This is a genomic window from Streptococcus pantholopis (assembly GCF_001642085.1).
Classification (GTDB): domain Bacteria; phylum Bacillota; class Bacilli; order Lactobacillales; family Streptococcaceae; genus Streptococcus; species Streptococcus pantholopis.
Map to the genome: position 1 here is coordinate 1,537,159 of NZ_CP014699.1, position 24,275 is coordinate 1,561,433.

16 protein-coding genes, 7 tRNA genes and 3 rRNA genes are annotated in these 24,275 nt (G+C 43.7%); 6 read left to right on the top strand and 20 right to left on the bottom strand.

What is annotated here, in order from left to right; all coding sequences use genetic code 11:
- Window positions 1–6 precede the first annotated feature (6 nt).
- The 5 genes from A0O21_RS07045 to A0O21_RS07065 form a co-directional block, all read right to left on the bottom strand.
- The gene (locus A0O21_RS07045; RefSeq protein ID WP_082854432.1) at window positions 7–966 is read right to left on the bottom strand and encodes an alpha/beta hydrolase; all 960 of its coding nucleotides are present in this window, start codon (window positions 964–966) and stop codon (window positions 7–9) included.
- Window positions 967–1,615: 649 nt separating this feature from the next.
- Entirely contained in the window at window positions 1,616–2,371 is a 756-nt protein-coding gene (gene aroD / locus A0O21_RS07050; RefSeq protein WP_067063502.1) for a type I 3-dehydroquinate dehydratase, read from the bottom strand.
- Between the two features lie 65 nt (window positions 2,372–2,436).
- Window positions 2,437–3,633, bottom strand: a complete 1,197-nt coding sequence (locus A0O21_RS07055) for an MFS transporter (RefSeq protein ID WP_067063505.1) — start codon at window positions 3,631–3,633, stop codon at window positions 2,437–2,439.
- A gap of 35 nt (window positions 3,634–3,668) precedes the next feature.
- Entirely contained in the window at window positions 3,669–4,541 is an 873-nt protein-coding gene (locus A0O21_RS07060) for a shikimate dehydrogenase (protein ID WP_067065222.1), read from the bottom strand.
- 13 nt (window positions 4,542–4,554) lie between these two features.
- Window positions 4,555–5,748: an MFS transporter gene (locus tag A0O21_RS07065; RefSeq protein WP_227806861.1), complete on the bottom strand. Its 1,194-nt coding sequence runs from the start codon at window positions 5,746–5,748 to the stop codon at window positions 4,555–4,557.
- A 198-nt stretch (window positions 5,749–5,946) separates the two neighbouring features.
- Between A0O21_RS07065 and A0O21_RS07070 the strand changes: the two genes are divergently transcribed.
- Window positions 5,947–6,834: a LysR family transcriptional regulator gene (locus A0O21_RS07070; protein ID WP_067063512.1), complete on the top strand. Its 888-nt coding sequence runs from the start codon at window positions 5,947–5,949 to the stop codon at window positions 6,832–6,834.
- Window positions 6,835–7,088: 254 nt separating this feature from the next.
- On the opposite strand, the gene A0O21_RS07075 is transcribed toward A0O21_RS07070, so the two are convergent.
- Window positions 7,089–10,007 carry an NADH-dependent flavin oxidoreductase gene (locus A0O21_RS07075; protein ID WP_067063517.1) on the bottom strand — a complete coding sequence of 973 codons (2,919 nt, stop codon included), beginning with the start codon at window positions 10,005–10,007 and terminating at the stop codon, window positions 7,089–7,091.
- 283 nt (window positions 10,008–10,290) lie between these two features.
- Window positions 10,291–11,661: a 23S rRNA (uracil(1939)-C(5))-methyltransferase RlmD gene (rlmD, locus tag A0O21_RS07080; RefSeq protein ID WP_067063521.1), complete on the bottom strand. Its 1,371-nt coding sequence runs from the start codon at window positions 11,659–11,661 to the stop codon at window positions 10,291–10,293.
- Window positions 11,662–11,743: 82 nt separating this feature from the next.
- On the opposite strand from rlmD, the gene recX reads away from it, so the two are divergent.
- From recX to A0O21_RS07095, 3 genes are all read left to right on the top strand, one after another.
- Window positions 11,744–12,520 (top strand): recombination regulator RecX, encoded by a 777-nt coding sequence (recX, locus tag A0O21_RS07085; protein ID WP_067063525.1) that lies wholly within the window; start codon window positions 11,744–11,746, stop codon window positions 12,518–12,520.
- 82 nt (window positions 12,521–12,602) lie between these two features.
- Complete coding sequence (ntdP, locus tag A0O21_RS07090; protein WP_067063529.1) at window positions 12,603–13,136, top strand: nucleoside tri-diphosphate phosphatase; 534 nt, start codon at window positions 12,603–12,605, stop codon at window positions 13,134–13,136.
- 61 nt (window positions 13,137–13,197) lie between these two features.
- Window positions 13,198–13,509, top strand: a complete 312-nt coding sequence (locus A0O21_RS07095) for a DUF960 domain-containing protein (RefSeq protein ID WP_067063532.1) — start codon at window positions 13,198–13,200, stop codon at window positions 13,507–13,509.
- Window positions 13,510–13,745: 236 nt separating this feature from the next.
- Here the strand turns inward: A0O21_RS07095 and A0O21_RS07100 are convergent.
- The 13 genes from A0O21_RS07100 to A0O21_RS07160 form a co-directional block, all read right to left on the bottom strand.
- Window positions 13,746–13,817 (bottom strand) — tRNA-Gly (locus A0O21_RS07100).
- A gap of 2 nt (window positions 13,818–13,819) precedes the next feature.
- Window positions 13,820–13,892, bottom strand: a tRNA-Thr gene (locus tag A0O21_RS07105).
- A gap of 6 nt (window positions 13,893–13,898) precedes the next feature.
- A tRNA-Leu gene (locus A0O21_RS07110) sits at window positions 13,899–13,981 on the bottom strand.
- 8 nt (window positions 13,982–13,989) lie between these two features.
- Window positions 13,990–14,062, bottom strand: a tRNA-Lys gene (locus A0O21_RS07115).
- Between the two features lie 31 nt (window positions 14,063–14,093).
- Window positions 14,094–14,166, bottom strand: a tRNA-Asp gene (locus tag A0O21_RS07120).
- Window positions 14,167–14,171: 5 nt separating this feature from the next.
- Window positions 14,172–14,244 (bottom strand) — tRNA-Val (locus A0O21_RS07125).
- 98 nt (window positions 14,245–14,342) lie between these two features.
- A 5S ribosomal RNA gene (gene rrf / locus A0O21_RS07130) occupies window positions 14,343–14,458 on the bottom strand.
- Between the two features lie 69 nt (window positions 14,459–14,527).
- Window positions 14,528–17,429: ribosomal RNA gene (locus A0O21_RS07135) — 23S ribosomal RNA — on the bottom strand.
- A 209-nt stretch (window positions 17,430–17,638) separates the two neighbouring features.
- Window positions 17,639–17,711 (bottom strand) — tRNA-Ala (locus A0O21_RS07140).
- Between the two features lie 50 nt (window positions 17,712–17,761).
- Window positions 17,762–19,318 (bottom strand): 16S ribosomal RNA (locus tag A0O21_RS07145).
- Together the 16S, 23S and 5S rRNA genes with 7 tRNA genes alongside form the textbook arrangement of a ribosomal RNA operon.
- A 399-nt stretch (window positions 19,319–19,717) precedes the next feature.
- Entirely contained in the window at window positions 19,718–20,269 is a 552-nt protein-coding gene (hpf, locus tag A0O21_RS07150) for a ribosome hibernation-promoting factor, HPF/YfiA family (RefSeq protein WP_067063536.1), read from the bottom strand.
- 73 nt (window positions 20,270–20,342) lie between these two features.
- On the bottom strand, window positions 20,343–21,005 hold the full coding sequence (locus tag A0O21_RS07155; RefSeq protein WP_067063540.1) for a ComF family protein: 663 nt from the start codon (window positions 21,003–21,005) through the stop codon (window positions 20,343–20,345).
- A complete protein-coding gene (locus A0O21_RS07160; protein WP_067063544.1) occupies window positions 21,005–22,303 on the bottom strand; it encodes an ATP-dependent helicase ComFA in 1,299 nt (432 codons plus the stop codon). Before A0O21_RS07160 ends, A0O21_RS07155 begins: the two co-directional genes overlap by 1 nt.
- 57 nt (window positions 22,304–22,360) lie before the next feature.
- Here A0O21_RS07160 and A0O21_RS07165 point away from each other — a divergent pair, with 57 nt between their 5' ends.
- Entirely contained in the window at window positions 22,361–23,005 is a 645-nt protein-coding gene (locus A0O21_RS07165; protein WP_067063548.1) for a YigZ family protein, read from the top strand.
- 218 nt (window positions 23,006–23,223) lie between these two features.
- The gene (gene cysK / locus A0O21_RS07170) at window positions 23,224–24,153 is read left to right on the top strand and encodes a cysteine synthase A (RefSeq protein ID WP_067063551.1); all 930 of its coding nucleotides are present in this window, start codon (window positions 23,224–23,226) and stop codon (window positions 24,151–24,153) included.
- The last annotated feature ends 122 nt before the right edge of the window (window positions 24,154–24,275 follow it).

Sequence of the window (24,275 nt, forward strand, 5' to 3'; positions counted from 1 at the left end):
CCGCTTTTATTTTTTAATCAAATCATCCAAGAGGCCAAATTCACGCTTAAAAGACCAGGCCATCATGTCATGGACAAAATCGGTATAAGGGTGCGGCGCTGCGGTAAAGGTATGCCCAACTCTTGGAGCTACAAACAATTCACACGGAACCCCGGCCCGCAGCAGCCGCTGACCGTATTCCAGAGCAGAATCACGCAGTGTATCATATTCCGCCATAATTATCATAGTCGGGCCTAGTCCGCCCACATCATGGCAAAATTTCGGAAAAGCATAATAAGACGGAACCGTCCCATCGTACCCCCCAAGATAGCTGGCTTCTGCTCCCAGAGCCTTTTGATTCGGGCCCATTTTTAACTGAATAAGCTGCTGAAAGGACATGGATTCTTCGATAGCCGTATCAACAGTCGGACAGTTCATTACTGTAAGAGCCGGCTGCGGTTCATTGCGGTCGCGCAAATACAGGGCCAAGCCTTCAGCCAAGTTGCCCCCCGCACTGGAACCGTGGAGGCCGATTTTTTCAGCATCTCCGCCAAATTCATCAGCATGCTCATATAAATACATATAGGCTGCATAGCAATCATAAAGAGGATCAGGAAAGCTGACCTCATTTTCTCCGCCAGACAAACGGTAATCAACTGATACAAGGATTGCAGGCACACGCACAGCCAGGGCAATACAGCGTGCATTATCAAGGGAAATGCTGCCTGCAACAAAGCCCCCGCCGTGTATATCTAAAATCATAGGAGCCGCTTTCGGTAAATCTGCCGGTTTGAATACCCGAATTTTCAGCTTCTGATTTGCCTGAGGGCCCGGAATGAAACGGTCTTCCACTGTCATTCCTTCAGGCTGCTCATAGGCCAGCATAGCCTGCACTTGAGCTTCTTTATGTCTTTTTACATCATCTGACATTACAGCCATATTGCTGTAGAGATGATTTTCATAACCTGGGAAAGGCCTCAATTCCATACCCTTTCTCCCTTCTTCCAACAAGATACAAAGGCCGTATAAAGCTCACAGCAAAAATAGGAGACTGGACGAAGAGCCTCAAGGCTCTAGAACAGGCTGTCTTTTTTGCATAGCTCTTAGGCCGTGTTCAATTAACAAGATACAAAGGCCGTGAAAAACGCAAAAGGAAAATGACGGTAAGTCCGAAATCTCTGATTTCGCAGACGCACCCCTGCCAGAACGACTAGAAGGGTGCGGGCGGCCGTTAGGACGACAAAGCCTTCAGACGTTTACGGCTGCCTAACTGTGAAATCAATTGTGCACTTGACCATCTTTTTCCCGCAGCGTTTAGCCCGTGTTCAATTAACAAGATACAAAGGCCGTGAAAAACGCAAAAGGAAAATAGGGGACTGACTGACGAATCGCCAGATTCTAAGTCAGGACATCTTTTTCCCGCAGCGTTTAGGCCGTGTTCAATTAACAAGATACAAAGGCTATACCAGCCCTCTATAGGATAACTGTTACCGTTTTCAAAACGATTACTATTATTATACCATTCTTTTGCAAAAAAATTCTTTTTTCATAAAAGGAAGAATTAGTAAAAAGTCAGAAAACCAACCAGCCTTTAAAATCTTACTGAGCTGTTGTATCCTCCAACTTTTTTGCATTATTATTCTGCTAATTTCAAAGTATCCAGAATCTCCCTCAAGCGTCCTACCGGTACCTGACCAGGAGCTGAAGCCTGCTTGGCAGCTCCAAACGTTGCAGCAGAACCAAAGACCTCACCAGAAACACGGCTGACCATTCCAAGAGCCCCCATAGACATGGTAATAAGCGGCTTAGCAATCGTTTTCTTAGCTTCTGCTGTTGCGGCTAACAGTGTTAAAACATCCGCATCGGTTTGCGGCATTACAGCAATTTTACAGATATCTCCTCCCTTACGATCCATGGCCTTTAAACGAGAAACAATTTCTGTCTGACTTGGTGTCGCAAAAAAATCATGGTTGCACATAACGATTTTAACGCCCTTCTCGTGAGCAAATGCTATTGTTTCAGCAACCTTGTCCTCATCAGTAAACAGTTCAAGATCCAGTAAGTCTGCAGCACCATTTTCTAAAAGATCATGGTAAATAGTAAAATAATCAGCTTCCGGCAGTTCTAATTCGCCGCCTTCTTTTTTTGTCCGAAAAGTTACAAGAAGCGGCTTAGCTAATGCCTCTTTCACTTTTTTTGAAAGGGCTGATACAGCTCCGGGCTGAGTAACCTTATCATACCAATCAATCCGCCATTCGACCAGATCACAGTCAAGGTCATGAGCTTCCTTAGCAGCTGTTAAAATAGCTGCCTCTGAAACCTCTACAATAGGTACAATAATCTTTGGTCTTCCTTGGCCAAAAACAACATTTTCAACAGTAACAGTAGACATAATTTGCCTCTCTTTCAGTACAATCCATATGAAAAAAGAATGGGAAAGTTCCCACTCCCTTTCCCTTATTTCGAAGCTTTCGTATCAATGGTTTGATAGTAGCGAATAAAGACGATAAGGGCAATAACAAAACCGATTACAGCAAAAATAGTATCCATCCACATAACATTTTGAATAGAAATCCGTCCGCCGATAAATGGTACGGCAAAGGATGCAATCGATCCAAAGGTATAGAAAATAGAAGTAATCGTTCCTTTACCTGCTGGGAACATTTCACCCATAACAGTTAAGCCCAGCTGCATAACACCGCCAGCTGCAAAGAAACCGACCAACACAGAACCAACTACAAGAACTGTAGTTGATGGGAACATCGTCATTGCACCAATCGCAATCATAGACATAAAGGTATAAGGCAGAACCAAGTTAACAGGGCGAATCTTTAAACCAACCAAAGCGGTAAAGGCCACACAGATAAGAGTACCTGTTGAATAGTAAGAAAGCAAAAGTGACGCTGCATTGTTAGACATACCGGCAACTTCTTTAGCATAAGCAGAGATGAATTGAGAAATCGTGTAGAAGGTAGCCTGTGAAATGAAACCATAAACGACAAAGGCTGCACCTTCGATAAACATGTTCGGTTTAGCTTTAAAGACTGTTGCCGTTTCTTCCGGAACCGCTTCGTCCGTTGCCTTAGCTGCTTTAGCATCTTCATCCGGGAAAGGAACTTTCCAAATCCAGAAAGCATTTAAAATCAAGACAACGGCAGCAATATAGAATGACAGTTGATACATTCTCAATGACGATGCCAAGATGATAATCCAAGGCAAAATCCACTGACCGATTTGTACTGCTGCTTTGATTAAAACAGTCGCTGTACCAGCGTGCTTAGGGAAAGATTCCATAAGTGCAGGATAGGTTCCTGAATCCAAGAAGGAGTTAGCAATACCTGCAATAACCGTCAGTATCATAGCTACAGTAATATTCGGTGCATAAATCAAGCCAAGGAAGTACAGAACATAGCTGGCTATTCCCAAGAAAACAAAAGGTTTACGTCCAAACAAGTCAGACAAATAGCCAGAGAAAACAATCGCAATTAACCGGCCGATTCCCAGCATCGAGACAACTGTCATAACACCGGCAGTATCCGTATGCCACTGCAAAGCTAAAGCATCCGTGTTTTGTGAGATAATGATAACACCAATCCCATGGATAATATAATTAATATATAGAGCCAAAGCGGTTGGAAAATATTTTTTCTCCATATTGTAAAGTTCCTACTTTCTTTTTTATAAAAATGCTAATTCAGTCCTAAAGCCTGTTTAACATGAGCAATCGGCATGTCCTCGCCGGTAATTAAACGAAAGGCTTCTGCTCCCTGATAGAGCATCATACCGAGACCGTTATAAGCCTGCTTCGCCCCATGTTCGCGGGCAAAACGAAGGAGTTTTGTCTCAGCCGGACTGTAAACAACATCAAAGATAACAAGGTCTGGACGGATCAAGTCCGAATCATTAATCAGGCTTTCATCTTGGAGTGGTTTCATACCGACGCTTGTCGCATCAATATAAACTGAGCTTTCAGCCAGAGACTGCTTAAAGGCCGCCTGATCAGTAAGCGGGGTCACCGAAGCTAGCGTGTTCGTTTTTTCGTTGATTTTACGCACATTTTCACGAGCTGTTTCATAGTGCTCATCGTCAATATTGAAAATACGAATTTCTTTAGCACCGTCAAGAGCTGCCTGAATAGCAATCGCTGTCCCCGCGCCGCCGGCACCTGTGAGTGTTACAATCCGGTCCTTAATTTCAACCCCTTCTTCCCGAAGAGCCCGCATACAGCCCGTTCCGTCAGTTACATGACCGACTAAGTGGCCTTTTTGATTCACCACGGTATTGACAGCACCGGCCATTTCTGCAGCCGGCGATAATTCATCCAGCAAAGGAATTATTTTTTGCTTATTAGGCATGGAAACATTTGACCCTTGAATATCAAGAGCACGGATCCCTTTGACAGCATCTTCTAACTGCTCATTGCCGACCTCAAAAGCAAGGTAAGCATAGTCCATTCCTTTTTTTGCAAAAGCTTCATTCCACATTGTAGGAGACAGGCTGTGACGAATCGGAGTCGCAATAAGACTGACAAGGAGCGTATGACCATTTAAGCGTTCTGCCATAATTTTTACCTCTTTATTTTTTATAGTCACCATTCTTTAGGCTGAATGATGAAAGGCCCTTATTCTTTAAAATCTTAGTATAACGGACTTTAACTACCAAAATAGCCAAGAAACCGATAAAAGCTAAGACAATATTATAAGCAAAAGTAAGATAAGTTGATTTTTCTGCCATCAGCCCTGTAACATAAGGCGTCAGCATAACCGAAACTGCTGTCGCAAAAGAATAGAAACTTGTCACTATCCCTTTACTGCCAGGGAAAAACTCCAGCAATACAGACAGTCCCAGCTGCCAAATACCGCCAGCTGCAAAAATGCCAACTGCCAAACTCGTCACAATTAGTGACAGATAGGATGGGAAAAGCAGCATATACAGCATCGCACCGCCTGACAGGAACAGACACAATAGGATTAAATCAGGAATACTGACCTTCTGTTTGACAATAAAAGACGTAACAAAAACAGAAATCAGGGAAGAAATACTGTAGACACTGACAAACAGCAGACTGTTCTCTTCGGAAACACCAAGCGTTTCCTGAGCAAAAGTCGGTATCCATAGAACAAAAATATTAAAGAGCGATACAGAGACAAAAGAAAAAATCAACAAAGCCAAACCTTCCAGCTGAATTTTAGCTTTAGGCACTTCATGAGCCACAATAATTTTGTTTAAAATAGCCTGACTGTCCGGATAAGAAAAGCGAAGCAAGAAACAAAAATTAAGGAGAAGCCCCACAGCACAAAACCAAAAAGGCCAGCCGAAATAAATGTCATTATGAAGACTCCAGCGAACAACAAAGGGAAGAATAAACTGCCCCAGTGAAATGAAGGCTTTGTTCATAACACTGAGTGCACTATTATCCTGTTCCTTCGGGAAAGCTTCATTAACGACTGGATAAGTTGAAGTGTCCAAAAAGGCATTTCCGACTCCGGCAAATAAGGCTGCAAAAAATGCCTGCAGATAATGCTTGGTGCAGACTAAACCGACAAAAAAGAAAACATTGGCCAGCACACCGAGCAGTACCGTATATTTTCTGCCGAAACGATCAGAAAACCAGCCCGAAAAATTTAAAGAAAGAAGCCGCCCCAAACCGATAGCACTGACAACCAAACTGACTTGGCTGATACTGGCAGACCACCTCATCTGGAAAGCATGCAGATTCTGTGAAATAATGATAGAAGCAATTCCCTGAAAAAAATAATTGACATACAAACTGGCAATTAAGGGAATATAACTTTTCGTTTTGAAAACACTTTCCTCCTTACAACCACAGCCTCGTGATTTATTTCACTAATAATTATAGCAGAATCACATTTATAAATCCAATGAATTTTTCAAATGAATATGATAAAATATATTTATTGATTTATATAAACCCTTTTGTCTATAAATTTTAAGAAAGCTGCTGCTATGAACATTCAACAACTCGAATATTTTGCTAATCTGGCTCAAACAGAACATATGACAAAATCTGCCGCCCTCTTAAATACCTCTCAGCCCAGTCTCAGTTACACTATCCACGAGCTGGAAAAAGAGCTGGAAGTCCCGCTGTTTGAAAAGAAAGGCCGCAATATCCAACTGACAAAATATGGCAGGCTTTATTATTCTTACGTTCAGGCTGCACTTAATCAGCTGCATTTAGGAAATGAGTTTCTGAAAAACACCGTTGCCCCCTTTAAGGGGCAAATCGATTTCGGCTTCATTTATACGATGGGATCGCTGATTGCTCCAAAATTAACCAAAGCCTTTTCACAGCACTATCCTCAAATTACATTTCATTTCAGTCAAAACAACAGTCGGGAACTTCTGGAAGAATTGGACAAAGGCAATATTGATATCGCTCTTGTGTCATCTATTGAAGGCTATCCGAACTTAAATTTTGAAGCTTTTACAGAGGAAGAGCTAGTGGTTATTGTTCCTAAAAAACACCCTTTGGTTCAAAGAGAGGCGATTGCGCTTGAAGAACTGGCTCAGGAAAAACTGGTCTACTACAACCAAAATAGTGGGCTCCGCCACTATTTAGATCAGTTATTTGCTCATTTTAAATTAACACTTAATCCGGTTGTTGAAGTTGAAGAAGATCACACGATTTTGGGCTTTGTCGCTCAAAATTACGGTATTGCCGTCATTCCAAATATTCCATCCATCTCCGCCTATCCTGTTAAAAAATTGCCAATCGCTACTCAGTTCCAGCCAAGGCGCATTTTTCTGGCAACACGCAAAAAAGGCTTTATTTCCCCAACTGTCGCAGCTTTTAGAGAATTTTGCCTTAAGGAAGCTAAAGACATGACATCTTAAACTCGAACCCAAAGAAGATCACAGCGGCACAAGCACCAGTTCTCATAAAAACTATCCAGCATCAAAGGATAAAAGAAGAGAGTAATTGATTCTCCCATTCTCCAATTTCCGAGCTGGCAATAAAACCCTACCGAATCATTTCAAGGCCAATCCCGCACAGGCTGCCACATTTGGCAGCCTGTTTTTAATTAGTAATAAGCCATATTTAAAGAGTTTGGGCATGTCCGCCCAAACTCTTTAAATGACTTTCAGTTTTAATCGTTAGTGATTTTATAGACACTTTCAGCTGCTAGTTTACCTGAAGTCAAAGCCCAAGCATTGTTAGCGCCAGATGGTGAATCCGTCCCCATCACGCCTCCGACAACTTCGCCAGCCGCATAAAGACCGTCAATCAGGCTGCCTTTGCTGTTAACAACCTGTAAATTAGTGTTGACAACCAAACCGCCCATAGTCGTTGCAAAACGCGGTTTTTGTTCCACCAAATAGTAAGGCCCCTGCCCAACTGGTTTTTGTAAAAATTGGTGCTGCCGATCAAAGTCTTGATCTTTGCCATCAGCTACAAACTGATTATAACGGTTAACCGTATTGACCAGACTATTCTTATCCATACCAGCCAGCTTAGCCAATTCTTCCAGTGAATCAGCATGGAAGAAATATGGTGTTTGACTGCCGTTGTTTGCCAGCCACTGTTCAATGTCAATCTGTGAAATACCGCCTTCTGCTACTTCTTCTTTAAAGACATCAAAATGTTCCTGATCCATTAAAATATAAAGCATCTTAGGATCCTGTTCCATTAAGACATCCAGAATATCATGGTTGCTGGCACGTTCATTGACGACACGCTGGCCGTTAGTATTAACAAGCAAAGCATTTTCACGTAAGACAGCAATATTACCGCCAATTGTTGATTTAGCAACACCGGCTGATACTTCAATCCCGTTTGGATAAATTTTTCCGTATTCCATCATGCGGGTTGCCGCTTCAATACCATGCGCCTGCGCCATCAGCAAACCTTCTCCCATCGAACTGTTGGTCCCGTAAAAGAGAACATCCTGCAGATCTTCGCTCAAAAGGTTTTTATTATGACCATAGCCGCCTGTTGTTAGGATAACAGCTTTTGCAGTAATATTATGCGTTTTTCCGTTTTCTTCAATTGCAGTCAGACCGCTGACGCCGCCTTTGCCATCTGAAAGCAGTTTAGTCGCTTTAGTATTAAGATAAAGTTTCACCGAACTTTCAGCTATTTTTTGACGGACAGCCGCTGCAAAACCATGCCCGCCATCTTCATAGGCTAATTCGCGGTCACGGCTGTACTCTGCCAGAATATGAAGACCCTCAGCCATATCATAGCGGACCCCTACATAATCATGCACCCAGTCAGTTGTCTGACCAACGTTATCAGCTAGGAGCGCCAGCAATTCAACAACATTTTTGTTATTGCCATTCTTAAGAAAATCAGCTACCATAAGCAAAGCAGAGTCATCATCAACGCCTGCTTGTTTTTGCAGCTTAGATCCCATAACAACCTGATTGCCGCCTGAAACAGAAATAGCACCGCCAATAAAACTGAGCTTTTCAAGCATAACAACCGACAGCCCTTCCTGTTCTGCCCGAAGAGCAGCCGCAATACCTGCAGCCCCGCCTCCGACGACGATGACATCAAAGGTTTCATCAACAACTTCTGTTGAACGTTCTCTCACGGGTTTTGGCCGTGCTTTCAATACATCAACACTCTCTTGGCCTCCAGCAAGTTCTGCAGCTTCAGCGACACCGTCAATAACACCTTGAGAAGTAGCCGAAGCCCCGCTGACAGCGTCAACATTCAAAGTTTGGGCAGCAATTATTTGTTCAGGCAGCGTTTCAATAACAGTATCTGAAAGCCCTTCTGATTCACCTGAGTTGTCAATAGCAATTGCGGTTATTCGCTCATCAGAAAAGGTCACAACCATTGGCAGATCATTATTGTGGCCTCGTGCAATCACTTCATAATCGCCAGCCTTGAAGTGTAGTTTTTTCTTCAGCAGCTCTTGCAGCCTTGCAGCCTTGCGTTTTTCTTCCTCAGCATCTTTAACTAAAGAGAAGGATTTGTCCATAAACTGCCAGAGCGGAATCGGAATGACTAACTCTTGACGCTGGTGGATATCGGCAAAGTCCTGAACCTGTTCATTGCGAGCTACTTTTTCAACCCAGTTAGGTTCCACCAAAAAGGCTTTTCCTACTGCAACTAAATCATAGCCAAGTTCAAGAGCCTGACTGGCATCATCAGGCTGAACGATAGAACCCACTCCCATAACAGGAATAGCAGCTAAGGCTTCTGAACGCTCTTCCAAATACTTTTCAATCAGCAGAGATGGATCTGATGTGTCAACAATTGAGCCGCGGGTATAAGAGGCCATGGAAAAGTGAACATAGTCCAAACCATATGCAGCAATCTTATTCAAAAAATACATGGTATCATCAAATCGAATACCAGGTTCTTCTAATTCTTCCGGAGAGAAGCGGTAGCCCAGAATAAAATCAGAAGCTCCTTCTTCTTTAATGACCGCCTTTACAGCCTTAATGACTTCAACAGCAAAATGAGTCCGTTTACTGCGCGATCCCCCCCAAGCATCTGTCCGCCGGTTCGAATGAGGTGAGAAAAACTGCTGCAAAAGGTAAGTATTTGCCCCATGAAGCTCAATACCGTCAAAACCTGCTTTAATGGCACGCCGGGCGGCATTGGCAAACAATTGGATCATATCCAAAACCTGCTGGTGAGTCATTTCGGTCGGAACCGGTGCATTGGGGCGCAAAGCTGCTATAGGACTGGGCGCTATCGGATTAGCTCCGCCGTTCATATCCGGAAAAGCCATACGGCCGGCATGATAGATTTGGACAACAGCCAGAGAGCCCTTGGCCTTAATTGTTTTAGCCAGATGCGAAAGCCCTTCAATTTTATCATCAGTATCAATCCCTAGCGCACCGGAAAAGCCGCGCCCCTTATCTTCAATAAAACAGCTTTCAACAACAATCATCGCCGCATCTCCGGAACGATGTTCATAATAATCTATCAATTCCTGCGGGACACTGCCGTCAAAATAGGCTGACTCTGTTGTCATAGGTGACATGGCAATACGATTTTTCAGAGTCACTCCTGACACAGGCAGGGTAAGTTCTTTGAATAATTGTGACATAAGTGATCCTTTCCTAAAGATAAGACGAGCTTGATTAAAAATGTAAGCCCTTTTTTGACTTTATTATATATTTTTTTAGAAAGTTTGTGAAGTAGAAAACAAAAAATATTTAATTTTTTTAAAAAAAATCATTTATTTATAAAATAAATAAATGATTTTTATCAATCATTTAAAAGAATAGCATCAAAAATAGCATTTCTTCTTAAAGCCTACAGTAATTCTTTTGGCTGAAAAACCATCTGAGCCTTTATACTGTCTCGGTTGCTCCTAACAGCTTAAAAACTTAGCTCTTAAAATTTTTAGATTTTCTTACTAATTTCACCACAGCCTCAGTCCTCGCTGTATGCGGAAACATATCGACTGACTGAATGTACTTCACTTGATAAACAGCAGCCAGCTTCACTAAATCACGAGCCAAGGTTGAAGCATTGCAGGAAACATAAACCATTTTAGAAGGCGGAAAACGTAAAATAGCCGCCAGTAACTTGGAATCCAAACCTGTTCTGGGAGGATCAACAACTAAAGCTGTCGCTCGGTACCCTTTTTTATACCAGCGAGGAATAAGTTCTTCAGCCTTACCTACTTCATAATGTGCGTTTGTTAAGCCCAGACTTGCAGCGTTGGCCTTCGCATCGGCAATCGCTTCAGGGATAATATCCATTCCCCGTACAGACTTCACTTTACCAGCAAAAGCCAGACCAATAGTCCCCACACCGCAGTAAGCATCCAGTAAATCCTCTTCACCAGTGACTGCCATTGCTTTTACCACTTCACTGTATAAAACCTGTGTTTGCTGCGGATTTAATTGATAAAAAGCGCGCGGTGATAGAGAAAAACCATAATCCAAGACTTCCTCTTCGATAGTGTCCTCCCCCCAGAGAATAACGGTTTTTTCCCCGTAAATTTGGCTTGTTTTATCAGCATTGATATTCAGTGCAACTGTCCTTATTTCCGGATATGTTTCAAGCAAATCATGGATTAAGTCAGTAAAATCCAACGACTTGCTGGTGATAAAAATAAGCTGCAGCTGTTTTGTAGCCTGCGACTTGCGTATCATCACTGTACGGATACCATGAGCGCGGCCTTCTTTGTAAATAGGCAGGCGGTATTTTGCCAACAAATCAGTTATGGTATTCATCACCTGCTGTGTCGTTTTATCCTGAACCAAACAGTCTTCAATAGCAATGAGACGGTGGCTGTTAGCAGCATACAAGCCTGCTTTGATACTGCCGGAAAAAGAACCTACCTGAAACTGAAGTTTTGCCCGGTAATGTGTTGGTTCAGTCATACCAATTGTTGGTCGAATCTTATAATTCTCATAACCTTCCGGCTTAAATTTTTTTAAGGACTGCCTGATAATATCTTCTTTATAGCTTAACTGCTTATCGTAACGAAGATGCATCAGCTGGCAACCTCCGCAAGCCTCATATACAGAACAAGCTGGCTGAACTCTAAATTTTGATTTTTTATTGATTTTCAGAAGCTTAGCTTCAGCAAAATTTCTTTTAACATTAGTGATCTGACAAAAGATGTTCTCTCCCTGCAGTGCTCCCGGTACGAAAACTAACGTTTTTTTATAAAATCCAATCCCCTCACCGTTGATTCCCAAGCGTTTAATCTTTAACGGAATTTTCTGCTTTACTGATAAATTCATAACATAACCTTTTCATCTTCATCCTAGAGAAAACTATACTCATTCTCCTCACTATTTTACCATTTTTGCTATAATAAAAAATATGAAAATAACAAAAATTGAAAAGAAAAAGCATCTCTACTTAGTTGAAATTGACGGTAAAAACCAGTTCTATGTGACTCAGGACACCATTGCCCGTTACCTGCTCAGCAAAGATAAACAGTTAAGCCAGGAGCTCCTAGCAGAAATTAAAGACTTTGCCCGCCTCTCCTCAGCTAAAAATTTAGCGCTTTACTACCTCTCTTTTAAGCAAAGAAGTGAAACAGAAGTCAGAAACTATCTAAAAAAACACGAATACCAAGATAAAGTGATCGCACAAGTCATTGCTGAACTCAAAGAGGCACAGTGGCTTGATGATAGGAAATATGCCGAGGCGCTAATCCGTCAAAATATAAATACAGGCGACAAAGGAGCTTATCTGCTTAAGCAAAAATTACTGCAGAAAGGCATAGAAAGTTCTGTTATTGACCAGGAATTATCTCAGGTTGATTTCGGCCCTCTTGTTGATAAAGTCAGTCAGAAACTCTTAAAAAAATATCAAAACAAACTGCCCCAAGGAGCTTTGCAGAACAAGATAATACATTCCTTAACAGCAAAAGGTTTTGACTATCAAGAAGCTAAAAATGCTTTTGATGCATTAGACATAGATCATGATAATGATGTGCAAGAAACCCTTATTAATAAAGAAATGGATAAAGCCTATCGAAGATACAGTAAAAAATATGAGGGATACGCTTTGAAACAGCATGTCACACAAAACTTGGCGCGCAAGGGATTCTCCTTGGATACTATAAATAAAGCTCTTCGTAACCTTGATTAAATGCTGTTTTTTTAAAATGATTTTTTTATAAAATTATGATATCCTATATAAGATAAGTTTAATTGTAGAAAGTTGGTAGGGCATGAAGTTACCTAAGGAGGGCGACTTTATTACAATTCAAAGTTATAAGCACGATGGCAGTTTGCACCGGAGCTGGCGTGACACAATGGTACTGAAAACAACTGAGCATGCCATTATAGGAGTCAATGACCATACACTTGTGACCGAAAGTGATGGCAGACGATGGGTTACCCGAGAACCCGCAATCGTTTATTTTCACAGAAAATTTTGGTTTAACATCATTGCCATGATAAGAGACAGCGGAGTTTCATATTACTGCAACTTAGCAAGCCCTTATGTTTTAGATGAAGAAGCACTTAAATATATTGATTATGATTTAGATGTCAAAGTTTTTGCTAATGGTGAAAAAAAACTTTTGGATGTTGATGAATACGAATTACATAAACAAAAAATGCATTACCCAGCAGATGTTGACTACATCTTAAAAGAAAATGTGAAAATACTCGTCGCTTGGATCAATAACAGCAAAGGACCTTTCTCACAGTCTTATATTAATATCTGGTACAAACGTTATCTAGAACTGAAGAATCGTTAAATAAGTTGTCTAAACACTCCTTGTACAGGGGTGTTTTATAACATTTTTGAAAGGAAGAAAGATGGCCTTTAATAATACAAAAGAAAGATACGCAAGTTTTGGAGTGGCAACAAGTCTGCCCCACGAAATTATTGATATTTTCTGGGAACTTTTGGATTACTATCTAAAAGATGTCTTTCCGCTGGATAATACTTTAACCTTCCAGTTGGTTAAACATAGTGGAAAACTTTCCTTTGTTTATCAGGATAAAAAAAGACAGCTAGCCATTGTTTTTGACTATGACACCCCTTATGATCCATTTTATCCCGAAACAGTCAATATTGTAGACAACCACGGAATCGAAACTCTTATCCTCCCGCATGAACTCATTTAAATGCTAGAAAGACAGCTCCTGCTTACTCTTTGTTTATTATCACTGCCACTGCTTTTTATAAATCAAAGAAATCTGGAACATGTGCACCAGATTTCTTTTTTATTTAATCTAACACCATGCAGTCATCAATCTTACTGCAAACTTTTAATAAATACTATTTTATCACATCTTTTAAGAAGAAAAAAAGACTGACTTTCCTCAATCTTCCTTAGTTACTATTCGAATTGACAAAAGAAAGCGAACGACGGGATTCGAACCCGCGACCCCCACCTTGGCAAGGTGATGTTCTACCTCTGAACTACGTTCGCTATGCCGGCTACATGACTTGAACACGCGACCCTCTGATTACAAATCAGATGCTCTACCAACTGAGCTAAGCCGGCCTTTCATGCGGGTGAAGGGACTTGAACCCCCACGCTTCCTAAGCGCCAGATCCTAAATCTGGTGCGTCTGCCAATTCCGCCACACCCGCTGTCTCTATGACCCGTACTGGGCTCGAACCAGTGACCCTCTGATTAAAAGTCAGATGCTCTACCAACTGAGCTAACGAGTCCTTCTCTCTCTTTGGACTTTTCCTATTCCAACGGTCCCGACGGGAATTGAACCCGCGATCTTCGCCGTGACAGGGCGACGTGATAACCGCTACACCACGGGACCTCCTATGGGAGTTAACGGGATCGAACCGCTGACCCTCTGCTTGTAAGGCAGATGCTCTCCCAGCTGAGCTAAACTCCCTTGAATGAGAGTTTAGCTCAACCTGGGCCCCTGTCGTGCGCTAATCGCTGCGACAAAGCCGAACACTGTTCGACTTAGCTGAGCTAAACTCCCCCCTAGCTAAGCAACTCCCTTATCTCGCAGGGGGAAACCCCCAACTACTTCCGGCGTACTAGGGCTTAACGACTGTGGTCGGCATGGGTACAGGTGTATCCCCTAGGCTAGCGTCACTTAACTCGGTCTGAACTAAAAAACTAGTCCATTCAAAATTGAATACCTCCTAAAACCGTCCGCTCCTAACCTCTCGGTTAAGTCCTCGAGCTATTAGTACTGGTCCGCTCAATAGCTCACACTAATTACACTCCCAGCCTATCTACCTGTTCGTCTCTCAGGGCTCTTATTAACTAACGTTATGGGAAATCTCATCTTGAGGCAGGCTTCACACTTAGATGCTTTCAGCGTTTATCCTTCCCCTACTTAGCTACCCAGCTGTGCCCTTGGCAGAACAACTGGTACACCAGCGGTAAGTCCACTCCGGTCCTCTCGTACTAGGAGCAGCCCCTCGCAAATTTCCTACGCCCGCGACGGATAGGGACCGAACTGTCTCACGACGTTCTGAACCCAGCTCGCGTGCCGCTTTAATGGGCGAACAGCCCAACCCTTGGGACCGACTTCAGCCCCAGGATGCGACGAGCCGACATCGAGGTGCCAAACCTCCCCGTCGATGTGAACTCTTGGGGGAGATAAGCCTGTTATCCCCAGGGTAGCTTTTATCCGTTGAGCGATGGCCCTTCCATGCGGTGCCACCGGATCACTAAGCCCGACTTTCGTCCCTGCTCGAGTTGTAGCTCTCGCAGTCAAGCTCCCTTCTGCCTTTACACTCTGCGATTGATTTCCATCCAATCTGAGGGAACCTTTGGGCGCCTCCGTTACCTTTTAGGAGGCGACCGCCCCAGTCAAACTGCCCGTCAGACACTGTCTCCGTAGATGATTAACCTACCGGGTTAGAGTAGCCATAACACAAGGGTAGTATCCCAACAACGCCTCCAGAGAAACTAGCGTCCCTCCTTCTTTGGCTCCTACCTATCCTGTACATGTCTTACAGATACGCAATATCAAACTGCAGTAAAGCTCCATGGGGTCTTTCCGTCCTGTCGCGGGTAACCTGCATCTTCACAGGTACTAAAATTTCACCGAGTCTCTCGTTGAGACAGCGCCCAAATCATTACGCCTTTCGTGCGGGTCGGAACTTACCCGACAAGGAATTTCGCTACCTTAGGACCGTTATAGTTACGGCCGCCGTTTACTGGGGCTTCAATTCACACCTTCGGACTACTCCTAAGCGCTCCTCTTAACCTTCCAGCACCGGGCAGGCGTCACCCCCTATACTTCATCTTGCGATTTCGCAGAGAGCTGTGTTTTTGATAAACAGTTGCTTGGGCCTCTTCACTGCGGCTGACCTCTCAGTCAGCACCCCTTCTCCCGAAGTTACGGGGTCATTTTGCCGAGTTCCTTAACGAGAGTTCGCTCGCTCACCTGAGGCTACTCGCCTCGACTACCTGTGTCGGTTTGCGGTACGGGTGGTATCATTCGCCGCTAGAAGCTTTTCTTGGCAGTGGGACATCACTCACTTCGCTACTAATCTTCGCTCCCCTTAACAGCTCAATGTTCCCGATAGAAGCATTTGACTCCTATCTCATCTTACTGCTTGGCCGGACTCTTCCAGTCGTCCGGTTGAGCTAGCCTCCTGCGTCCCTCCTTCACTCCTGATACCAGTACAGGAATATCAACCTGTTGCCCATCGGATACACCTGTCGGTCTCTCCTTAGGTCCCGACTAACCCAGGGCGGACGAACCTTCCCCTGGAAGCCTTAGTCTTACGGTGGACAGGATTCTCACCTGTCTTGCGCTACTCATACCGGCATTCTCACTTCTATACGCTCCAGTGCTCCTCACGGTACACCTTCGCCGCCTATAGAACGCTCTCCTACCATACCTTCTAAAAGGTATCCACAGCTTCGGTAAACTATTTCAGCCCCGGTACATTTTCGGCGCAGGGGCACTCGACTAGTGAGCTATTACGCACTCTTTGAATGAATAGCTGCTTCTAAGCTAACATCCTAGTTGTCTCTGCACCCCCACATCCTTTTCCACTTAATAGTTATTTGGGGACCTTAGCTGGTGGTCTGGGCTGTTTCCCTTTCGACTACGGATCTTAGCACTCGCAGTCTGACTGCCGGGCATAAATCTATGGCATTCGGAGTTTATCTGAGTTTGGTAATCCGAGAAGGACCCCTTACCCAAACAGTGCTCTACCTCCATCATTCTTCGCCCGACGCTAGCCCTAAAGCTATTTCGGAGAGAACCAGCTATCTCCAAGTTCGTTTGGAATTTCTCCGCTACCCACAAGTCATCCAAGCACTTTTCAACGTGCCCTGGTGCGGGCCTCCAGTGCGCTTTACCGCACCTTCACCCTGCTCATGGGTAGGTCACTTGGTTTCGGGTCGACATCCAGATACTTCTCGCCCTTTTCAGACTCGGTTTCCCTACGGCTCCGTCTCTTCAACTTAACCTCGCATCTAAACGTCACTCGCCGGTTCATTCTACAAAAGGCACGCTCTCACCCATTAACGGGCTCGAACTTCTTGTAAGCACACGGTTTCAGGGGCTCTTTCACTCCCCTTCCGGGGTTCTTTTCACCTTTCCCTCACGGTACTGGTTCACTATCGGTCACTAGGGAGTATTTAGGGTTGGGAGATGGGCCTCCCAGATTCCGACGAGATTCCTCGTGTCTCGCCGTACTCAGGATTCTGCTTGGTCTTAATCATCATTTCAAATACGAGGCTCTTACTCTCTCTGGCTGACCTTCCCAGATCATTCTTCTATCATCATTAAAACCACTCTGCAGTCCTTCAACCCCGAAGTGTAAACACTCCGGTTTGCCCTCCTGCCCTTTCGCTCGCCGCTACTCAGGCAATCGCTTTTGCTTTCTCTTCCTGCAGCTACTGAGATGTTTCAGTTCACCGCGTCTTCCTTCCTCTGCCCTTAACAGGCAGGGATGTCAGGCTGTACCTGACGGGTTCCCCCATTCGGACATCTCTGGATCTTCGCTTACTTACAGCTCCCCAAAGCATTTCGTCGTTCGTCACGTCCTTCTTCGGCTCCTAGTGCCTAGGCATCCACCGTGCGCCCTTACTAACTTAACCTTATTCTCGTTTCTCGGTTTTTTTCAGCGTTTCGGTTTCTTTTCTTGCCATCTATCATGGTCTAAACCATCATAAATGGGTTGAGGTATTCAATTTTCAATGGACTAGTCGATAAACCGCACAGCGATTTATCTAGGTGATTCATCTAGGCGCATCTCATGACTAACGGCTTACTCGCGCTAACCCTCATCACTCAATCCCCTAGATTATGGAGCCTAGCGGGATCGAACCGCTGACCTCCTGCGTGCAAAGCAGGCGCTCTCCCAGCTGAGCTAAGGCCCCCTTGACCTCTCAAAACTAAATAAGACCGCAACGTGCATCCATTTCCTTAGAAAGGAGGTGATCCAGCCGCACCTTCCGATACGGCTACCTTGTTACGACTTCACCCCAATCATCTATCCCACCTTCGGCGGCTGGCTCCATTAGGTTACCTCACCGACTTCGGGTGTTACAAACTCTCGTGGTGTGACGGGCGGTGTGTACAAGGCCCGGGAACGTATTCACCGCGGCGTGCTGATCCGCGATTACTAGCGATTCCGACTTCATGGAGGCGAGTTGCAGCCTCCAATCCGAACTGAGATTGGCTTTCAGAGATTAGCTGGCCGTCACCGACTCGCAACTCGTTGTACCAACCATTGTAGCACGTGTGTAGCCCAGGTCATAAGGGGCATGATGATTTGACGTCATCCCCACCTTCCTCCGGTTTATTACCGGCAGTCTGGCTAGAGTCCCCAACTTAATGATGGTAACTAACCATAAGGGTTGCGCTCGTTGCGGGACTTAACCCAACATCTCACGACACGAGCTGACGACAACCATGCACCACCTGTCTCCTCTGTCCCGAAAGAAAAAACTATCTCTAGTCCTGTCAGAGGGATGTCAAGACCTGGTAAGGTTCTTCGCGTTGCTTCGAATTAAACCACATGCTCCACCGCTTGTGCGGGCCCCCGTCAATTCCTTTGAGTTTCAACCTTGCGGTCGTACTCCCCAGGCGGAGTGCTTATTGCGTTAGCTCCGGCACTAAGCCCCGGATAGGGCCTAACACCTAGCACTCAGCGTTTACGGCGTGGACTACCAGGGTATCTAATCCTGTTTGCTCCCCACGCTTTCGAGCCTCAGCGTCAGTAACAGACCAGAGAGCCGCTTTCGCCGCCGGTGTTCCTCCATATATCTACGCATTTCACCGCTACACATGGAATTCCACTCTCCCCTTCTGTACTCAAGTCCCGCAGTTTCAAAAGCATACATTGGTTAAGCCAATGCCTTTGACTTCTGACTTACGAAACCGCCTGCGCTCCCTTTACGCCCAATAAATCCGGACAACGCTCGGGACCTACGTATTACCGCGGCTGCTGGCACGTAGTTAGCCGTCCCTTCCTCGTATGATACCGTCACAGTGTGAACTTTCCACTCTCACACCCGTTCTTCTCATACAACAGAGCTTTACGAAACGAATTCCTTCTTCACTCACGCGGCGTTGCTCGGTCAGGGTTCCCCCCATTGCCGAAGATTCCCTACTGCTGCCTCCCGTAGGAGTCTGGGCCGTGTCTCAGTCCCAGTGTGGCCGTTCACCCTCTCAGGCCGGCTATGTATCATCGCCTTGGTAGGCCTCTACCCTACCAACTAGCTAATACAACGCAGGTCCACCTCTCAGTGATGCTAGTGCTCCTTTTAATCTTCTAACAGGCGTTAAAAAATCTTATGCGGTATTAGCTATCGTTTCCAATAGTTATCCCCCGCTGAGAGAAAGGTTACCTACGCGTTACTCACCCGTTCGCGACTCACTAATCTGTCCATTAACACGTTAATCGACAAACTGTGCGTTCCACTTGCATGTATTAGGCACGCCGCCAGCGTTCGTCCTGAGCCAGGATCAAACTCTCATTCGAATTTGAACGTTACTCGTTCTTTGTCTGTCGCTGACAGTTTTTTATTTTGACAGGTTAATTCCTTAACCCGCACGTCTTGGTCTTATTCAGTTCTCAAAGGTCAACGCTGCCACTTTTCAGACAACTCCTTTATTCTAGCAAATCAGAACAAAGCTGTCAAGGACTTTTTTCCCTTTTTCCTCAACCTTAAACTCTGCCCTGAGCTCTCTCTGACAGCTCAATTAGTATAGCATCTCTTACAAGCTGTTGTCAAGGGGGGAGCTCACTTTTTTCTGTCAATGAACCAAGAGGGGGGAAGAAAGTGGGAAAAGACTATTTACAAAAAATAGCGATGTGCCCTTTAAAAAGCGGGCTAAGGTAACCTCAGATCCCGCTTTTTCTGTCTTCCTTTTCTCTTCTTTATTTTGCTTCAATAAGGCCTAGCCCGCCGTCTTCTCTGCGATAAAGTACATTTGTTTGTCCATCATCGGCATCAGTGTAGATAAAGAAATCATGCCCCAACAAATCCATTTGCAGTAAAGCTTCTTCAATATCCATAGGTTTAAGGCTGACATTCTTAGTCCGCACTATTTTAGCTGCAGCACCGTTTTCTTCAGCCGGTTCTGCTTCAAATTCACTTGTAAATACCTGGCCTGCGGGAACTTTTTCCCGATGTTTTTTAGCAATTTTAGTTTTATTTTTGCGGATTTGTCGCTCAATTTTATCAACTACCAAATCAATCGATCCATACATGTCCTGTGACACGTCTTCTGCTCTGAGAGTGATGGAGCCGATTGGGATAGTTACTTCAACTTTTGACATTTTGCCTCGATAAACTTTAAGATTCACACGCGCGTCTAGTTCTTGATTAACATGGAAGTATTTTTCAATTTTTCCAAGTTTAGATTCCACATAGCTACGGATAGCATCTGTTACTTCGATGTTCTCACCACGAATACTATATTTAATCATAAGATACCTCTTTCTCGCGCTTAAGCGCTTTCTTTAATTTAATTATACCGCTTTCATGAAAATTTGCAAGTTTTTATCGAGCCAGAGAAAAGGTTTTTACATTTTTAATTCCATTTTCATAAAGAAGTTTTTTTAAGCTCTGCAGAGTTGCGCCCGTTGTATAAATGTCATCCACAATCAGGATATTATCGGGATATTTCCTGTATTTTTTTAGTTTAAAACCTAAATTTTTATGAAGCCTTTCTTTTTTTGATCTGCTAGACTGTTGTACTGAATCGGAACGGCTGAGAAGGTTGATGTAATCGATATTAGCTGCTTCCAAAAGCCCCTCAACCTGGTTAAATTTTCGTTTCTCATATCTCTCTTGACCCAAAGGAACCGGCACAATACTGTAATATTTGTACCGACTCAGACATGCCTTTAATTCTGAAGCAAAAACTTTTCTTAAAAGGTAGTCGCCTTGAAATTTATAGCGGCTGAAATATTCCTTCATAGCTTGATTATAAATGAAAAGGGCTTTATGGCAAACTGCGATCCCCTTTTTTTCCCAATACAGACAGTCGCTGCACTTCCCTTTACATTGATTTTTAAAACAGGACGGACAGTGGTCAGGACCGATTCTTTCAAAAGACTGCCAGCAGGAGGGACAAATAAGATGGCCGCTGTTTTTTAAAAAAATGATATCCAAAAATATCTCTTTTGGTTTAATAGAACCTTGACATAACAGACAGTGCATCAGAATCCTCCTTTTTGATTCATTTCCTTAATCTCTGAAATCGCTTTTTGGATAGCTTTAGTTACACCACTATGAAAAAAGATTAGTTCTCCGGAAGATCTGACTTTCGAACGGCCAACACGTCCGGCTAGCTGAACTAAACTGCTTTTAGTGTATAGATGGTGATGAGCCAGCAATACATAAACGTCAATCTTTGGGAACGTAACACCGCGTTCCAGAATAGTTGTTGAGACAAGAATGTGAATCTTTCCGCTGCGAAAATCCTCCACACATTTCAAGCGATCCCCTGATTGGCTGGAAACATGAGCTATCGCTTCATTAGGAAAGTACTGCCGCAAAATAGCTGTTAATTCTTCTCCCTGTTCTATAATTGGAAAAAACAGTAGCAAAGGAAAACCGCTTTGTCTTTGTCGCTTTATTGTTGCGATTAATTTTCGGGGGAGTCTGCCTCTAGACATCTTTTTCAACAGATTCCCCAGCCACTGTGTTTTGGGAACAACCAGCGGACTGCCATGAAAACGACGAGCAAGATACAGCTTTTTTATCTCTCCTTCTCTTACCTTTCTTTCCAGTGCTGCGGTTGGAGTTGCCGTTAGAAAAATTTTCAATCCCTTTTCGCGTATGCATCTGTTCACTGCATAGTAAAGCATAGAATTCCCTATAAAAGGAAAAGCATCGACTTCATCAATAATTAATAAGTCAAATGCCTGATAAAATTTTAGCAGCTGGTGGGTTGTCGCAATGAGCAAGGGAGAACGTCTGTAAGGCTCAGAACTACCATGTAAGAGTGTCACTAAACATGAAAATGCAGAAGTGAGGCGCTTATATAATTCAATGCAGACATCGATCCTAGGACTGGCAACACAGACAGCTCCTCCTTGATCAATTACATAGGCGACTGCTTTATATATCATTTCCGTTTTACCTGCTCCTGTCACCGCGTGGATTAAAACACTTTCTCTTTTTTTCAGACTGGCTAGTAAGGCATCAGATACTTGCTTTTGATAGGAAGTCAGCCTGCCCGACCAAATCAGAGAATGAACAGGAGGGAAGCTTTTCTGGGGGAAAAAATATAGCTGCATGTCGGTCGAAATTCTACCAAAAACCAGACAGTCCCTGCAGTAGTATGAACCGTCTGGCAAAATCGCTTCAAAAGGAATTCGAGCAGAACAGCGCACACAAAACCAATGATTTCCTTTTTTAACGGCTGCAGGATAAGTCTGAGCCTGCTTTTGAATTTCTGCAGGCAGCTGGTCCTCGGTAAATTGACGGCCATAGAAATTATCTAAATCATCCATATACTTTCTTATTCGTAAAATTTTGCTAAATGACAATTTTTTTTGTAAAATTTTCTTATGACTTATAAGACAATCAGAGCAGATGGAAAAAGTGAAGAAGAGATTAAGAAATCGCGTTTTATCTGCCATCTTAAACGGATTACAGATGAACAAGAAGCCAGAGATTTTATCGCACAAATAAAAAAGGAGCATTATAAAGCCAACCATTCTTGTTCAGCAATGATTATTGGCGATCAATCACAAATTAAACGTTCCAGTGATGATGGCGAACCGAGCGGAACAGCAGGACTTCCTATGTTATCAGTTCTGGAAAAACAGGAACTGACTAACCTTGTTGCTGTTGTGACCCGCTATTTTGGCGGCACCAAGTTAGGAACCGGCGGATTGATCCGAGCTTATTCCGGTGCTGTTGCTAAAGCACTTTCGGCTGTTGGTTTAGTAGAAGTAAAGGAGCTGGAAGGACTTGAAATCTCGCTGACCTATTCCCAGTATCAAATCTGGGCTAATTTTTTACAGCAAGAAGGTTTGCAGGAGGCCGAAACAGAATTTCTTGACAGGGTCAAGACACATATTTATCTTGAGTCAGAAAATCTTAACAGGGTTTTATCCCGTCTAACAGATTTTTACAATGGGCAGTTTTCTTATCAAAAAATCGGCAGAAGATTGTTAGAGCTTCCGCTTAATTCCGGCTCAAACGAATGATGCCTTACAGTCCTAGTGAGAAAAGAGATTTTTGTATCAGAGCTTTGTCCGACGTATTGACAGAAGAACAGGCTAAAAGTTATCTATGCCTCTAAACTACCCTGCTGTACTGTTTAGCGATATGGTTTCCCTATCGCAGTGATAAGAAAAATGTATTTTACAAAGTCCTCAAATCCTATTATACTGTTAGCACCATACAATGATTTTGAGGTAAAATAATGACTGAAATTTATAATTCTATTACTGACTTAGTCGGAAAAACGCCTATTGTTAAATTGAACAGGTCTGTTCCTGAGGAAGCAGCAACTGTCTATGTAAAATTAGAAGCTTTTAACCCCGGTTCTTCATTGAAAGACCGTATCGCTCTTGCAATGATTGAAGATGCGGAAGAACGCGGTCTTATTAAGCCGGGAGATACTATTATTGAACCAACAAGCGGCAATACAGGAATCGGTTTGGCTTGGGTGGGCAGCGCTAAAGGATACAAGGTTGTCATTGTCATGCCTGAAACAATGAGTCTTGAGCGCCGAAAACTCATTCAGGCTTACGGTGCTGAATTAGTGCTCACACCAGGCAGTGAAGGGATGAAAGGGGCTATTCAAAAAGCCAAAGAGCTTGTTGAGGAAAGAAATGGCTGGCTGCCGATGCAGTTTAGCAATCCGGCTAATCCCAAAATTCATGAAAAAACAACAGGGCAGGAAATTCTCGAGGCTTTTGGTGATACCGGTCTAGATGCCTTTATCGCCGGAGTTGGAACAGGCGGTACCATAACAGGGGTTTCTCATGTCTTAAAAAAGGCCAACCCAAAGATACAAATTTTTGCTGTTGAAGCAGATGAATCCGCAATTCTTTCGGGTGAGAAACCTGGACCGCATAAAATTCAAGGAATTTCTGCTGGCTTTATTCCTGATACTTTGGATACTGCAGCATATGATGGTATTATTCGTGTCACATCTGACGATGCCATTGCAACAGGGCGGGCTATTGGCGGACAGGAAGGATTCCTGGCAGGAATTTCATCTGGAGCTGCTCTTTATGCGGCAATTGAAAAAGCCAAAGAGCTGGGCAAAGGAAAAAACGTATTGGTACTGCTGCCAGATAACGGTGAACGCTACCTTTCAACTGCTTTGTATGATTTTGATGCTTAAACTGAAATTATTTAAGTAGATTAACTTAAAACAAAAGGCTTCAGTCCTGTATGGGAACTGAAGCCTTTTTGTTTGAATCCCGATAATCAATTCGTCAAAATGGGACTCTGTATCTTTGTGCT

What these genes read in the sequence shown, in the direction of transcription:
- A0O21_RS07045 (WP_082854432.1), bottom strand. Translation starts at nt 966, where the DNA reads ATGGAATTGAGGCCTTTCCCAGGTTATGAAAATCATCTCTACAGCAAT.
- aroD (WP_067063502.1), bottom strand. Translation starts at nt 2,371, where the DNA reads ATGTCTACTGTTACTGTTGAAAATGTTGTTTTTGGCCAAGGAAGACCA.
- A0O21_RS07055 (WP_067063505.1), bottom strand. Translation starts at nt 3,633, where the DNA reads ATGGAGAAAAAATATTTTCCAACCGCTTTGGCTCTATATATTAATTAT.
- A0O21_RS07060 (WP_067065222.1), bottom strand. Translation starts at nt 4,541, where the DNA reads ATGGCAGAACGCTTAAATGGTCATACGCTCCTTGTCAGTCTTATTGCG.
- A0O21_RS07070 (WP_067063512.1), top strand. Translation starts at nt 5,947, where the DNA reads ATGAACATTCAACAACTCGAATATTTTGCTAATCTGGCTCAAACAGAA.
- A0O21_RS07075 (WP_067063517.1), bottom strand. Translation starts at nt 10,007, where the DNA reads ATGTCACAATTATTCAAAGAACTTACCCTGCCTGTGTCAGGAGTGACT.
- rlmD (WP_067063521.1), bottom strand. Translation starts at nt 11,661, where the DNA reads ATGAATTTATCAGTAAAGCAGAAAATTCCGTTAAAGATTAAACGCTTG.
- recX (WP_067063525.1), top strand. Translation starts at nt 11,744, where the DNA reads ATGAAAATAACAAAAATTGAAAAGAAAAAGCATCTCTACTTAGTTGAA.
- ntdP (WP_067063529.1), top strand. Translation starts at nt 12,603, where the DNA reads ATGAAGTTACCTAAGGAGGGCGACTTTATTACAATTCAAAGTTATAAG.
- A0O21_RS07095 (WP_067063532.1), top strand. Translation starts at nt 13,198, where the DNA reads ATGGCCTTTAATAATACAAAAGAAAGATACGCAAGTTTTGGAGTGGCA.
- hpf (WP_067063536.1), bottom strand. Translation starts at nt 20,269, where the DNA reads ATGATTAAATATAGTATTCGTGGTGAGAACATCGAAGTAACAGATGCT.
- A0O21_RS07155 (WP_067063540.1), bottom strand. Translation starts at nt 21,005, where the DNA reads ATGCACTGTCTGTTATGTCAAGGTTCTATTAAACCAAAAGAGATATTT.
- A0O21_RS07160 (WP_067063544.1), bottom strand. Translation starts at nt 22,303, where the DNA reads ATGGATGATTTAGATAATTTCTATGGCCGTCAATTTACCGAGGACCAG.
- A0O21_RS07165 (WP_067063548.1), top strand. Translation starts at nt 22,361, where the DNA reads ATGACTTATAAGACAATCAGAGCAGATGGAAAAAGTGAAGAAGAGATT.
- cysK (WP_067063551.1), top strand. Translation starts at nt 23,224, where the DNA reads ATGACTGAAATTTATAATTCTATTACTGACTTAGTCGGAAAAACGCCT.